Annotated in this window: 10 protein-coding genes; all 10 read left to right on the top strand. The window is 46.6% G+C overall.

The features are described 5' to 3' along the window. The first annotated feature begins 49 nt into the window (after positions 1-49). The gene (locus tag ACR0QT_RS01540; protein WP_432629146.1) at positions 50-2,572 is read left to right on the top strand and encodes a hybrid sensor histidine kinase/response regulator; all 2,523 of its coding nucleotides are present in this window, start codon (positions 50-52) and stop codon (positions 2,570-2,572) included. Positions 2,573-2,907: 335 nt separating this feature from the next. Continuing rightward, a complete protein-coding gene (locus tag ACR0QT_RS01535; protein ID WP_432629145.1) occupies positions 2,908-3,987 on the top strand; it encodes a tripartite tricarboxylate transporter substrate binding protein in 1,080 nt (359 codons plus the stop codon). A gap of 134 nt (positions 3,988-4,121) precedes the next feature. Then, the gene (locus ACR0QT_RS01530) at positions 4,122-4,589 is read left to right on the top strand and encodes a tripartite tricarboxylate transporter TctB family protein (protein ID WP_432629144.1); all 468 of its coding nucleotides are present in this window, start codon (positions 4,122-4,124) and stop codon (positions 4,587-4,589) included. A 135-nt stretch (positions 4,590-4,724) separates the two neighbouring features. Further along, positions 4,725-6,248, top strand: coding sequence for a tripartite tricarboxylate transporter permease (locus ACR0QT_RS01525; RefSeq protein WP_432629143.1), 1,524 nt, complete (start codon positions 4,725-4,727; stop codon positions 6,246-6,248). Further along, on the top strand, positions 6,241-7,341 hold the full coding sequence (locus ACR0QT_RS01520) for a dienelactone hydrolase family protein (RefSeq protein ID WP_432629142.1): 1,101 nt from the start codon (positions 6,241-6,243) through the stop codon (positions 7,339-7,341). The genes ACR0QT_RS01525 and ACR0QT_RS01520 overlap by 8 nt, the downstream gene beginning before the upstream one ends. Positions 7,342-7,388: 47 nt before the next feature. Then, on the top strand, positions 7,389-9,644 hold the full coding sequence (locus tag ACR0QT_RS01515; RefSeq protein WP_432629141.1) for a glycoside hydrolase family 28 protein: 2,256 nt from the start codon (positions 7,389-7,391) through the stop codon (positions 9,642-9,644). A gap of 118 nt (positions 9,645-9,762) precedes the next feature. Further along, the gene (locus ACR0QT_RS01510) at positions 9,763-10,920 is read left to right on the top strand and encodes a glycoside hydrolase family 88/105 protein (protein WP_432629140.1); all 1,158 of its coding nucleotides are present in this window, start codon (positions 9,763-9,765) and stop codon (positions 10,918-10,920) included. 590 nt (positions 10,921-11,510) lie between these two features. Beyond that, positions 11,511-12,542, top strand: a complete 1,032-nt coding sequence (locus ACR0QT_RS01505; RefSeq protein WP_432629139.1) for a PfkB family carbohydrate kinase — start codon at positions 11,511-11,513, stop codon at positions 12,540-12,542. A gap of 439 nt (positions 12,543-12,981) precedes the next feature. Further along, complete coding sequence (locus ACR0QT_RS01500) at positions 12,982-13,668, top strand: F0F1 ATP synthase subunit A (protein WP_432629138.1); 687 nt, start codon at positions 12,982-12,984, stop codon at positions 13,666-13,668. Positions 13,669-13,762: 94 nt separating this feature from the next. Beyond that, positions 13,763-13,987, top strand: a complete 225-nt coding sequence (atpE, locus tag ACR0QT_RS01495) for an ATP synthase F0 subunit C (protein WP_177977767.1) — start codon at positions 13,763-13,765, stop codon at positions 13,985-13,987. Positions 13,988-14,011: the final 24 nt, after the last annotated feature.

Genomic DNA, 14,011 nt, shown 5'->3' with positions numbered 1-14,011 from the left:
TATATCCAGTATATCCAGGATTTCCAGAATTTTCAGAAGAAAAAAAGAAATGATCATTCTGGTACTTCTGTTTTTTGCAATTTTGATTGGCGGTCATAAGACGATGGTCGGGATGGGACTGAATTATGCAGAGACGCTTGGCGATCAGAGCATCCAGTATGCAAAAGAAAAACTCGAGACCTATGACAATTATCGGGCAAACGACCGGACAAAGAGCCTTGTGCGACTGCTTGATAAAACGGTGGAATTTGCGAACAATTTAGAGCAGAATGAGCAGAGTGATCCGGCAAAGAGTGATTCGGTAAAAAATGATTCGATAGAACGTGATTCGGCAAAATCGGAGCGCCTGAATCAGTATGCGAGAGAACAGAGACTAAAGGGGATTCTCGTGCTCGATGAGAATTTGAACACGGTTTTACAGACGACGACGGACGGAGATACTTTTTTCAAATGGAAAGATCTTTTGCAGAGTGACAGCGTAAAAGAAATCATCGAATGTCCCAAGAAAGTGTATATGACGCGTGTAGACAGGGGAGAAGAGACCTATGATGTTGCCGTAGTTGCCCGCAAGGATGAGGCGGGCGTGATTTTGGCTTATGTGTTGCAGGATACGGTCAAAGATGGGGTAAATGATATCACGCTCGAAAATATTTTTGAGGGGACAATGATTGATCAGGATGCTTTCCTCATCATCAGCAAAGGAGACCGGATTCTTGCGACAAATAAAAATGAGGAGCAGGAAGAGGCGGTTAAAAAACTGGAAAAAATCTCGGAAAAGGGGATTTTGGTCAGAGAAAATTTGAGACGAATCAAGTATAACGGCAAACAGTGGTATGTTCGCGAGGCAAATTATCAGGATTACACGATTCATCTGATGCTTTCTGTCAATGAGATCTATCGCCCATACTATATGATTCAGCTTGCGATCATTATACTTTATTTTGTCCTCTGTGTGGTCATTGCCAGAATCTCGTGGTATCTGCAAAAAAAGAATTTTGATGAGTTAAAGAAATCCTATGACATCATTGAGGCGGAGAACAAGGTGTATTTAGCGACGCTTCTGGTGAATCTGAAAAACGGAGAATCGGAGTGGATCAAAATTCCGGAGAAGATCAGAGTGAAGTTTGCACCGTATTCGTCGAGGGCTGACAAAATTTTTGAAAGAATTTCAAAATCCTATGTGCGGGATACATACAGGGAGGAGTATCTGAAATTTACAGAGATTCATACGGTGGAGGAACGCCTGAGAGGGAAAAATTTCATCTCGTTTACTTATGAGAATCAGTCCGGGAACTGGATTTCGGTCAAAATTGTTTCTCAGCACACGGATCAGTCCGGAAAGATGAATTCAGTTCTGTATTTGATTTCCGATGTGACCGAGGAGATGAAAAAAGAAAAGGAATACCAGAGACAGCTCAAGATTACCGGTGATGCAAAGACGAATTTCCTCAGACGGATGAGTCACGATATCCGGACGCCGATCAATGGAATTCGCGGAATCATAGAGATTGCAGAGCATAATCCGGACGATCAGAAGTTGCAGAGGGAGTGCTTTTCAAAAGTAAAGACGGCAAGCGGATATCTGATGGAGCTTGTCAATGATATTCTGGATATGAGCAAACTGGAATCCGGAGAAGTGAAACTGGATCATCGATCGTTCTGTCTGCCGGAGCTTTTAGAAAAACTCAATGAGATTATTCAAATGCAGTGCAGAGAATGTGGAATCACCTACCATGTAGATAAACATCAGATCGTACATAGGAGATTGATTGGAAGCCCCCTTCATTTGCAGAGGCTGTTGATGAACTTTGCGAGCAATGCGGTGAAGTATAATCGGGAAAATGGACAGATCTTTGTCAGTACCCGGGAAGTGTCGAGCACAGAAGACCGTGCAGAGTTTGAGTTTATCTGTCGGGATACTGGAATTGGAATGAGTGAGGAGTTTCAGAAGCATATTTTTGAGCCGTTTACACAGGAAAAAGTATCGTCAAGAACAACTTATACAGGTACCGGTCTTGGAATGTCGATTGCGAAAGAACTGGTGGAACTCCAGAATGGCACGATTGAGATGGAGAGCAAGCTGGGGGAGGGAACCACATTTACTGTTCATCTTTCGTTTGAGATCGATCGCTCAGAACAGGGAGAGGAGAAGAAAAACGAGGACACTTCCTTCCTTTATGAGATTGGCGGTCGCCACATTCTTCTGGTGGAGGATAATGAACTCAATATGCAGGTGGCGGAGTATCTTTTGGAGGAGAAGGGTGCTCTGGTTACAAAAGCCTGGAATGGAAAGGAGGCACTTGAACTCTTTTTGGGATCAGAGGAGGGATATTTTGATGTGATTCTGATGGATATCATGATGCCGGTTATGGGAGGCTGGGAGACGACAAGACAGATTCGAAGTCTGGATCGGGAGGATGCAAAGAGGATTCCGATCATAGCGATGTCTGCCAACGCATTTCAGGAGGATATTGAGCACAGTGTTAAGTCAGGGATGAACGCTCATATCACAAAACCGTTAAATATGGATGAAGTCATCAAGACGATTGTAAAGTCAGAGACTGTGCGGTGATTTTGGTCAGAATTTTGAGGGGAAAAATAGGAAAGGGGATGTCACCTGCCTATGAAGGTGGGAGATATCCCCTTCTAAGTTATGTTTTTATAGTTATTTTAAGAAATGACTATATATAACTAAAATGATATGAGAACTATAAAAAATTGGGTTTTGTAAAATCTCCGTAATTGTAATATAATCTCATTGTAAGGACACAGAGAGACAAGAAAACCTGAAAAATCAATAAAAAATCAGGATAAAAGCTTGATGGATAAGAAAATGTGTCAAAAATGTTTCATTAAACAAAGTGAATTTTGGGGTAAGACAAAAGCAAGATAAGGAGAGAGAATGTTATGAAGAAAAAATGGAGTCATATCTTAATGGCAGGTGTTATGGCAGTTGCAATGGTAGCAACAACTGCTTGTAGCAAGTCTGACAAGGCAGATGCACCGGCTACGGATACCACGACCGCAGGCGCAAGCGCAGAGGGAAGTGCAGTTGCAGACGCAGGCGACATCGGTTTCCCGAAGAATGAGACAATCACTCTTGTTGTTCCGGGTAAAGCAGGTGGTGGTTCTGACTTAGGAATCCGTTATTACAGCGAGGGACTTAACCGTCTGTACGGTTTAAAGACAACCGTAACCAACTACGACAGCAACACCGTTGGTCATCAGACCGTAGCTTCCGCAAAGCCGGATGGAACGACTCTGACCGTAGCAACCTCCGCACTGAACATCCAGTACATCACCGGAAACTCTGAGGCAAACCCGATCAAGGACTTCACCCTGATTGCCTGCCTTCAGGATAACGGTTTCTCCACCCTGGCAGTACCGGCAAATGCTCCGTATGATGATTTCGCAGGTTTCGTTGAGTACGCAAAGGCTCATCCGGGTGAGTTAAACGCAGGTATGCCGGCAGCAGGAGCAAACACCTTCCTCTTCGGTATGCTGACTGAGAAGACTGGAATTGAGTTAAACTCCGTAGAGTGTGCATCTGAGTCCGATCGTCTGACCAACTTAGCAGGTGGTTTCATCGATATCGGTGTTGTCAATGTCGGTAACGCACAGGAGTATGAGAAAGCTGGAAAGCTCAAAGTTATCGGTACCGTAGCTTCTGACGGTGTGACGATCTCTGAGTATCCGGAAGAACTGCCGGACAACTACAAGACTCTTCAGGAGCAGGGTTTTGAGGATTGCACGCTGTCTGTTTACCACTATCTGTTAGGACCGGCTGGCATGGACGAGACGATGGTTAAGAACATGAACGAGGCAATGAAGGCAGTTGTAGAAGATCAGACTGTAAACGATGGCATCGCAGGAATCGGTAACATCCCGGGATGGCATGATCTTGAGGAGTCTAAGAAGATTCGTGACGACGAGTACGCTCAGTTCGTTGAGATCGCAAAAGATCTGGATATGTTTGTTCAGGAGTAAAGATCTATCTGGAAGTTTTAAAATTTTAAGAAGGGTAACTGTACAGAACAGTTACGACATAAGGATGTACGACGAATGTCCTGGGAAGCCCAAAACCTCCCGGGACATTTTAAAAGAGAGGAGATTATCGGATTATGAAGATGCGGAGAGATACCGTGACCGGAATTGTGGGACTGATCGGCTGTGCATTTTTCTTCTTTATGACACAGTCTGTAAAACAGCCGGCAAAACTGCTTGAACCGGGACCGAGACTGTTGCCGTATGTGGCACTTGTTCTGATTGCGATGAGTTCCATTGCGCTGATTATCAAGGGTGTGAAGGAGAGCGCGATTGAGGAAAAACCGTATTTCCCAAAGGGTGGCGTGTTAAAGATCAGCAGAAGTTTTGCTTACCTTGTAATCTACGCGATTGCGATGACCTGGTTAGGATTTCTGATCACAACCCCGTTTGCAACGGTTGTATTTATCTATGATCTGAAGGGCAACAGTGAAGTAAAACTGCTTCCGTCCATTCTCATTGCCATTCTGGTGACCGCCGGTCTGTATGCAATGTTTGTGTTCGGATTCCAGGTAAAACTCCCGGCAGGAATTCTTTTCTCCTAAGAGTTTGCTTTTGACTCGTTTGCTTTATTTGATTTGTTTTATTTGTTTTACTTTTTCATTTGATTGATTTACTTTATTTAGATTGATTTATTTTATTTATCTGATATCTGAGAAATTTATTGAGGAGGAACAATCATGGCAGAATACATAAATGCGTTGATGATCTGTCTTCAGCCACTTCATCTGGTGCTGATCATCGCGATGGTTGCACTTGGAATCGTCTTCGGTGCGATTCCGGGACTGTCCGCAACCCTCGGTATTGCGTTACTGCTTCCGGTGACATTCGGACTTTCCACGGAAACTTCATTTGTACTGCTTCTTGCAATCTGGATCGGAGGTGTTTCCGGAACCTTCATCTCTGCGGTTCTGATCGGTATTCCGGGATCATCTTCCGCAATTGCAACCTGTTTTGACGGCTTCCCGATGACGAAGAATGGTCAGGCAGGAAAGGCACTTGGAATCGGTATGACCGCTTCCTTTATCGGAACCGTTGGTTCTGTTGCACTCGCTACGGTACTTTCCCCGGTGATCGCAGAGTTCGCGCTTCATCTTGGACCGTGGGAGTACTTCTCCCTGTGCTTCTGTGCAATCACTCTGGTTGCATCTCTGTCAAAGGGAAATATCTTTAAGGGAATCATGGCTGCCGGAATCGGACTGCTGATGGGATGCATCGGTATGGACCCGATCAACGGAGCTACCCGTTTTACATTTGGAAACACCTACCTCTCCGGTGGAATCAGCACGGTTGCACAGATGCTTGGTATGTTTGCAATGTGCCAGATTATCCGTGACTCTGCCCGCGGTGAGGCAAAGATGCCGGACGCAAATGTCGGAAACATGAAGGGTCTCGGTGTTAGCTTTAAGGATATCATTGAGAACATCAAGACGATCGCCTTTGCTTTCGCTTCCGGACTCTGGATCGGTTTCCTTCCGGGAATGGGATCTGGTATCTCCAACATGGTTGCTTACGGATATGCAAAGAGCATCAGCAAAGATCCGGACAGCTTCGGAAAAGGGAATCCGGCAGGTGTGTGGGCTTCTGAGACAGCAAACAATGCTTCCCTCGGTGGTGCACTGATCCCGATGATGGCACTCGGAATTCCGGGAGATGGAATCACCGCAATGCTGATTGCAGGTCTGACGATTCACGGTCTTCAGGCAGGTCCTCTGTTCATGACCGAACAGCCGGATCTGGCAATGCTGATCTTCGCCTGCGTTATGGTAGCTGCAATCATCACCTACCTGATTCAGATCCTGACAAAGCGTTGGTTCCCGTACATCCTGAAAGTTCCGTATCACTACCTTTACACGGTAATTCTTGTAATCTGCTACATCGGCGGTTACGGAATCTCCAATACGATGTTCAACATCTATGTGATGCTGGCACTCTGCTTCCTTGCAATCTTCATGAGCGTATCCGGTCTTCCGACCTCCCCACTTGTACTTGCGTTCATCCTTTCAAGCAAGCTGGAGCGTTACTTCCGTCAGGGAATCAGCTATGCACATGGAAGCTATGCACCATTCTTCACCAGACCGATTTCCGCAGTTTTGCTGATTGTTTCTGTATTCTGCGTAGTTTGGCCGTTCCTGTCTGATCATCTGAAGAATAAGAAAAAGATGGCAGTGGCAGGTGCTCAGAACGAGGTAAACGATGACTGAAAACATTGATCGGAAGGATTTTCCTCTGATTGATGCCTGTTATGCGACTCTTCCGTCCATGCTCAGAAAGTTTGACCGTTATGCCAGAAAAGCCTATTTTCAGGGAAGTGGCAGAGAGGAATTTGAGACATGGAAGATTCAGACCAGAGAGCTTCTTTATAAGCTCTTCGGTCTGGATAAGATGGAGAAATCTTCCTTAGATCCGGTTATGGAAGAACAAAAAACATTGCCGGATGGAATACGGAGAGAACATGTACGGATTCAGGTTGAGCCGGATGTGTGGATGTCCATGTATCTGCTGATTCCTGCAGATGCGGACGCCAGCACCCGGCTCTTTTTATGCCCTCCTGGTCATAATGGGGGCGGAAAATACAGCGTTTCGGGTGTCTCAGAGTACAATTTGGTGAATCAAAAGATTGAACAGTATCACTACGATTACGGGATGCAGTTGGCAAAACTCGGATTTGTCGCAGTCTGTCCGGACTGCCGGGGATTTGGTGAGCGAAGAGAGGAGCTGGCAGATACGAGAAATCCGGAGCTTGCCCTGCGCGGAGATTGTTACTGGCTTGCGCATATGGGAGAACCGCTCGGAATTCCGGTTGCCGGAATGTTGACCTGGGATCTGATGCGGGCGATCGATTATTTGAGCGCGCGCGGAGACTGGGATACGGATCACATTGGTTGTCTTGGATTTTCCGGCGGTGGGATGCAGACGCTCTGGCTTTCGGCTCTCGATGATCGGATCGATCTTGCTGTGATCAGCGGATATCTCTATGGATACCGGGATTCGCTTCTGTCCCTGAATCGCAACTGTTCGTGCAACTATGTTCCACATCTCTGGGAGTATTTCGATATGGGGGATATCGCATCTCTGATTGCGCCTCGTCCGCTCTGGATTCAGTCTTGCAGAGATGATCGCCTGAATGGACCGCGCGGACTTGAAAACGTGCGGGAACAGGTGGAGATTGTGCGAAGCGCTTATCGGTGGTATGGGGCAGAGGAGCGTTTGATTCATGAAATCTGTGAGGGTGGACACCAGTGGCATGGGGAAAATCTGGAGTCTTATCTTAACAGGATGATTCAAATGATTTGAATGACGTTCATAACCAGAAATAAATAAGAAAGAGAAGGAGACATTCCATGGAAAAATTACAGCTGAGAGAGGAAATTCTGAGCCGTATGGAATTGCCGGTCATTGCGGACAGAAGTTATTCGGTGCAGGAGTTCGGCGTAGTTCCGAACTCAGAAAAAATTCAGACTGTATTTCTGCAAAAAGCCATTGATACAGTCAGTGAGTGTGGCGGTGGACGGATTGTAATTCCGTCGGGGTCTTACCGGACAGGGGCTTTGCATTTGAAAAGTGGAGTGGAACTTCATTTAGAGAGTGCAGACACTGTACTGAAATTTGTGAATGAGGAGGTTTCTCTTCACTATCCGCTGGTGTTTTCGCATTGGGAGGCAACACCATGCTACAATTTTAGTTCCTTGATCTATGCATGTGACGCTCACGATATTGCCGTTACGGGATGCGGAATTCTCGACGGAGGGGCAGATCGGGAGCACTGGTGGAACTGGCATCACCAGGTCGAGGATGCATGGTCGAGCAATCGCAGAGATATGCAGTTGGAGGATCGAAAGGCTCTGCGTGTGATGAACGAGAACGGCACTCCGATTGAGGAGCGAGTATTTGGCGACGGTCATTTCCTGCGCCCGAACTTTGTACAGCCGATCCGCTGTAAGCGCGTTCTGCTTCAGGGATTTACGTTAAAGAACAGCCCGATGTGGCAACTCAATCCGGTCATGTGTGAGAGTTTGACTGTTGATGGAGTCACAATGTCGAGCCACGGGGCAAACAACGATGGCTGTGATCCGGAGAGTTGCAGTGGCGTACATATCAAGAACTGTCGGTTTGACACCGGAGACGATTGCATCAGCTTAAAATCCGGTAGAGATCGGGACGGACGAATTGCGAATAAGGCGTGCGAGTACGTTCTGATCGAGAACAATGAGTTTGCGGATGGTCACGGCGGAGTTGCTCTCGGAAGTGAGATGAGTGGAGGAATCCGCCATGTGCTTGCGATGAACAATCGTTTCAGCAGTCCGAATCTGACGTATGCGCTTCGTCTTAAAACGAATGCGAAACGCGGGGGAATGGTTGAGGAGATCATTCTTGCGGACAGTGTGATGGATCATGTGCACGGGGCAGCGGTTCACGGAACGATGCTCTATGAGGATGGAAGAAATGGCGAGTATCTGCCGGTCTTTCGGAATATCCGAATCGAGAATATCACGGCGCACGGTGGAGATTACGGAATTTTCCTCGAGGCCTTTGATGAGGTGCCGATCACTGGGCTTGTGCTCAAGAACATTGTGATTGACGGGGCGAAGAAGAAGATTCGCTGTATGAACTGGAGCGATCCGGTTGTTGAGAATGTTGTGATCAACGGAAGTCATTTTCCGCGTCCGATCAGTGTCAGAATCACGGATGTTCCGCGGGCAGGCGAGCTGTGTCATGCGGAGGCGGAACTCTGCGATGGAGTTGGCGAGTGCAAGTTCACATGGAAGTATTGTGGAGCAGATGGAATCTGGAAGGCACTTGAGGGCAGTCAGGAGGCAGAGATTCCGGCGGATGCCTGTGAGGTTCAGGTGTCGGTGGCGGACAGCCAGAATAATATAGAAGAAAGTATTGTCTACCGAGTGCTTCCGGGGGCCGGTGAGGCGAGAGATTTCGCGGATACAGGTGCAAGTTTAGAAATGGGTGCAGATGTAGAGGCAGAAGAGGGGGCGTCTGATCATGCAAGTGCGAAATCAGATGCTGATGTGAGCAGACGGCTGTGGTGCAGAGGCATGCTTGAGAAGATTCAGCCACTCTCTGCGCGACCGGTCACAAGAGAAAAGCTTGCAAAGATGATGATTCCGTTAATGGAAGCGGAGGATGAGAAGGAGCTGGAGCTTGCAGAGCACTCATCGGAATCATCGAAATCGACAGAATCAACGGAATCAACGAAATCATCGGAATCATCGAAATCAACGGAATCAACGGAAGAAGTTGCGAAAGCTGAGGCTTCCTCCTGCCTTGAGACGGCACTTCGCCAGGGATTTTTAAAGATGGAGAAAGACGGAAGTCTCAAGCCGAATGGTACGGTCAGCCGACAGGAGATGGCGACTGTCGCGATGCAGGCATGTGGAGTCAATTACCGGAATGCATCAAGCACGATGCCGGTTTGCGAGGATGTCGCAAGCGTTGACAATAATTACGGAACAAACGTTGCGAGAGCTCTGTATTTTGGATTTATGGAGCTTGACAAAGCTGGATGTTTCCGCCCGCTTGAGCCGGTCACGGAGCGGGAGACCGCAGTGATTTTGAATCGTGTGGCTGATTTTGCCGGAATATAAATGCCGAGTACCGAGTAAATTCAGAGGTGCGGAGTGCAGGTAATAAGTGTAAGTGAGTAAGAGTGAGTGTGTAAGTGCGTAAGTGGAAGTAGAAGTGAGTAAGTGTGTGAGTGCGTAAATGGAAGTAGAAGTGCAGAAGGGAGAAGGCAACGACATGGAGGAAATGTGGCTGGAGTATTTCAGGCAGTATCTGGGGCGGGAATTTCCGAAATTTTTGAGCGAGAAAGTGTGGAATTACAAGGATGATCTGTGTGTGATTGGAGCACATGATCTTGCAGAGGCGACGGGAAATCCGGAGTGGGATGCATTTCTTGTAAATCAGGCACACTGGCTGATGGCGGAAGATGGAACGGTTGCCAACTGGAAAGAAGGCGAGAACAACATCGACAAGATCAGTTTTGGAAAATCGCTCAGAATTTTGCGGGATCTCACAGGCGATCCGGACTCGAAGTATGCGGTTGCAGTGGAGCGCGCCTATGAGTTTCTGAAGCATTATCCGAGAACAGAGACGGGCAATTTCTGGCATAAGGACATTTATCCAAATCAGGTCTGGCTCGATGGACTCTACATGGCGATGCCGTTTTATGCAAAGACGATTGCGGAGAACGGGGATGATCGCTGGGATGACATCATTGACCAGTTTGAGAGTGCGCACCGTCTGCTCTGGGATGAAGAGAAGAAGCTCTATGTACACGGCTGTGATGTGAGCAAAAAGGCGGACTGGGCAGATCCGGAAACTGGAAGAAGCCCGGGAGTCTGGCTTCGCGCGGAGGGATGGTATCTGATGGCACTCTGCGATGTCTATGAGCTTGCGAAGGGGCGTACTGGGCGCGCAGAAGAGCTGAGAGAACTTCTTGAGCGTGCAGTTGAGGGAATTCTTCTCTATCAGGATCAGAAGACAGGAATGTTCTATCAGAGTGTTGACCACGCGGAACTTGAGGGAAACTATTTGGAGACTTCTGGAAGTGCGATGGTTGCCTATGCGCTGATGAAAGGAGCAAGACTTGGAATTCTCCGTGCAGATCTTGGGGCGGAAGGAGAGCGGATTCTGGAAGGGATTCGGACTTCCTATTTAAAGAGAGAGGATGATGGTCTGCATCTTTATGGAATCTGTGCGAGTGCCGGACTTGGAGCGGGACCTGATCCGCATAATCGCAAAGACCGGACTGGAAAGCCGGAGTACTATGTGAGTGAAGTGCAGATGCGGGATAACCAGCATGGAAGTGCGGTGTGTATGATGGCGGTCAGTGAGCTTCTGCGGCGGAAACGGTTATAGTCCAGGTTTTTATAGAAGTTTGTTTAAAGGGATTTTGTACAGTAGTAATATTATGATATAGTTTTATAATTTTAGACAAAATAGCTCTGGCTTTTGATGCTTGGTACGGCTCCGACAGCTGGATAAGTCATGCAAACGCGCTCTCGCTCCGGGTTCGACGTAGCGGTGCATAAGGTCGCAAAAGACGCGACCTAAACACCGACGTCTCACACGGGTTTGCATCGACTTTCCCACTGCCGGAGCCTTTGCTACATTATCTTCAAGCATTACACATCCATTTTGCTTTATATGTGTAATTTATTTTTAGTCTCTATCATTTTTCCAACTATTAAAAATCGATCTGGGAGATAACCATATTATGCTTCGTAGAAAAAAATATGAATTCATGCTATAATGGATGCGGAAAATGTTACTGTTCACGGGTAGGCATTTTCTGAACTGAAAATGCCAAAATACAGTAGTGGTAGCAGATTTTGCCGATTTGGAATGCGAAGCATCGGCAAAATCGGTTAGTGTTTGCGCAAAGCGTGAACAATAACTGAAAATACGAATCGAACAGGTATTGAATGCGTTCGGAAGGAATGAGAAAAATGGAAAAGAAAAAGAAAGTACTCACATTTGGAGAGATTATGCTCCGTTTAAAGACTCCGGAACATCTGCGGATTGTGCAGGCGGATGGGTTTGAGGCGAGCTACGGCGGTGCGGAGGCGAATGTGTCGGCGTCGCTTGCGATGTTTGAAGATCCGGTACATTTTGTGACGAAACTGCCGGACAATCCGGTGGGAATGGCGGCTCTCGGGGAACTGCGCCGTTTTGGAGTCGATACCTCCCGTGTTGTGAGGGGCGGAAAACGACTTGGTATCTATTATTTTGAGAAGGGCAGTGATATTCGTCCGACAAATGTGGTCTATGATCGAGAGTACAGTGCGTTTTCTATGGCAGAGGCGAGAGAATTTGACTGGGAGAACCTGCTTGCGGATGTGGATGTATTCTATTTCTCGGGTGTGACTCCGGCAGTCAGTGAGTCTGTGCACCAGGCGGTTAAGAATGCTCTGAAAGTCTGCACCGAGCGAGGAATTGAGGTTGTCTGTGACTTGAATTACCGCTCAAAGATGTGGAGCAGTGAGCGAGCTCAGCAGGTGATGGGAGAGCTGATGAAAGATGTGACGATCTGTATCGCCAATGATGAGGATTTTGAGTCCTCACTTGGAATCCATGCCTTTGACGGTGATATGGCGCATGGAATCGACCAGATTGACACTTATAAGCGTGGAATGAAGGAGATCATGGAGCGTTATCCGAACTGTCATGCAGTTGCAAGTGTTCTGCGAAATATGCATACCGTGGAGGATGGAGACTGGATGGGAATCTATCTGACCGGCGATACCTTCTATGAGACACCGGTTCACACGGTGCACAGTCTTGAGGCGGTCGGAGCCGGGGATGCGTTTGCCGGAGCTCTGCTTCATGGTCTTGTGAGAGGATTTGCGCCTCAGAAGATGATTGACTTTGCGATTGCAGGAAGCGTCATGAAGTTGATGATTCAGCACGACTTCAATGTCGTGAATGAGGCAGAGATTCTGCGGATTATGAAGTCTAATGACACAAACTTGCAGAGATAAAACTACTATTTTCAGAATATTCTAATCTAAGTGAAAATTACGACAGGAGAAGGGGTAAAAATCCGCTTTGGTTAATTTTCCTAAAATTTCATTAAAAAAAGGAATCGATTCCGGTCGATTTCTTTTTTTTTTGTAAAGAAAGCATAAATTTTGGAGAGAGAGGAGAAAAAAAGGTTCCAAAAAAGGGGAAAAATAATGAAATATATTTCAGCCATTTTTAAGTTAATAACACGAATGTTATGAATTCATAACAATTCCATATTTGAAATTATAAAATTGAATGATTATAATAAGCAGAGCCGATGGAAATTAAGAGCTCGGAAGAAAAGAAGAGACACCAGAGGAATGACAGAATTTCTTCCGAACGAGACTTGATGACAGTCGGCTCTCAGATTTGATAAATGTTTGAAATACATAAGGAGGAAAGGGGGAAGCGGATATGGATGGACTTGTTGATTCCCTGATGGAAGAACTGAACTGTCAGGTAGCATTTACCATTCCGATTTTTGGCGGAATCGATGTCCTTGAGTCGGTGGCAGTGACGTGGATCATTATGGGAATCATGATGGTTGCAACGCTGATTCTCGTTCACGGATTGAAGGTCAGAAAGATCGGAACGAAGCAGGCGGTGCTTGAAAGTGGATTCACTTTCATCTGGAATTTTTTCGAGGAGCTTCTTGGAGAAGAGGGAACGGATTATATTCCGTATTTGATCACCGTGGTTCTCTACATAGGAATTGCCAATATGATCGGACTTCTGGGATTCAAATCCCCGACAAAAGATTTGAATGTGACGATCTCGCTTGCCGTGATGAGTATCATTCTTGTGGAGGTCGCAGGAATCCGGAAAAAGGGAGTGAAGGGATGGATTAAGAGTTTTGCAGAGCCGATCCCGATCATCGCTCCGATCAATGTACTTGAGCTGTTTATCCGGCCGTTGTCGCTTTGCATGCGACTGTTTGGAAATGTGCTCGGTGCCGTGGTAGTCATGGCGCTGATCAAATACCTGGTACCACTTGTGGCACCACTGCCGTTCAGCTTTTATTTTGATATATTTGATGGAGTGATTCAGGCTTATGTCTTTGTATTCCTCACATCATTATATATAAAAGAGGCCATCGAGTAAGCGAAAGCGTTAATTACGATGACGTCAAAAAAGAAACACAACATAAGAATATGTACTCGTTTGAGAGCACATAAGAACAAAGGAGAGTAGAATCATGACAGGATTAATCGCAATCGGTGCAGCAGTTGCAGTTATCACAGGAATTGGAGCAGGACTTGGAATTGGAATGGCAACTTCCAAGGCAGTAGATGCCATTGCAAGACAGCCTGAGGCAGATGGAAAGATCACAAAGGCACTTCTTCTTGGATGTGCTCTGGCAGAGGCAACCGCTATTTACGGCTTCGTAATCGGTCTTCTGATCATTCTGTTCTTAAAGTAATAAAAGAGTAATAAAAGCGAGAAA

It is taken from the genome of Brotaphodocola sp. (genome assembly GCF_050873365.1).
Lineage (GTDB): Bacteria > Bacillota > Clostridia > Lachnospirales > Lachnospiraceae > Brotaphodocola.
Note: the sequence above shows the minus strand (reverse complement) of the source record. Positions and strands in the feature narration are given on the sequence as shown.

Excerpts from the sequence above, each read along its gene's own strand:
- ACR0QT_RS01540 (WP_432629146.1), top strand. The coding sequence starts at position 50 with ATGATCATTCTGGTACTTCTGTTTTTTGCAATTTTGATTGGCGGTCAT.
- ACR0QT_RS01535 (WP_432629145.1), top strand. The coding sequence starts at position 2,908 with ATGAAGAAAAAATGGAGTCATATCTTAATGGCAGGTGTTATGGCAGTT.
- ACR0QT_RS01530 (WP_432629144.1), top strand. The coding sequence starts at position 4,122 with ATGAAGATGCGGAGAGATACCGTGACCGGAATTGTGGGACTGATCGGC.
- ACR0QT_RS01525 (WP_432629143.1), top strand. The coding sequence starts at position 4,725 with ATGGCAGAATACATAAATGCGTTGATGATCTGTCTTCAGCCACTTCAT.
- ACR0QT_RS01520 (WP_432629142.1), top strand. The coding sequence starts at position 6,241 with ATGACTGAAAACATTGATCGGAAGGATTTTCCTCTGATTGATGCCTGT.
- ACR0QT_RS01515 (WP_432629141.1), top strand. The coding sequence starts at position 7,389 with ATGGAAAAATTACAGCTGAGAGAGGAAATTCTGAGCCGTATGGAATTG.
- ACR0QT_RS01510 (WP_432629140.1), top strand. The coding sequence starts at position 9,763 with ATGGAAGTAGAAGTGCAGAAGGGAGAAGGCAACGACATGGAGGAAATG.
- ACR0QT_RS01505 (WP_432629139.1), top strand. The coding sequence starts at position 11,511 with ATGGAAAAGAAAAAGAAAGTACTCACATTTGGAGAGATTATGCTCCGT.
- ACR0QT_RS01500 (WP_432629138.1), top strand. The coding sequence starts at position 12,982 with ATGGATGGACTTGTTGATTCCCTGATGGAAGAACTGAACTGTCAGGTA.
- atpE (WP_177977767.1), top strand. The coding sequence starts at position 13,763 with ATGACAGGATTAATCGCAATCGGTGCAGCAGTTGCAGTTATCACAGGA.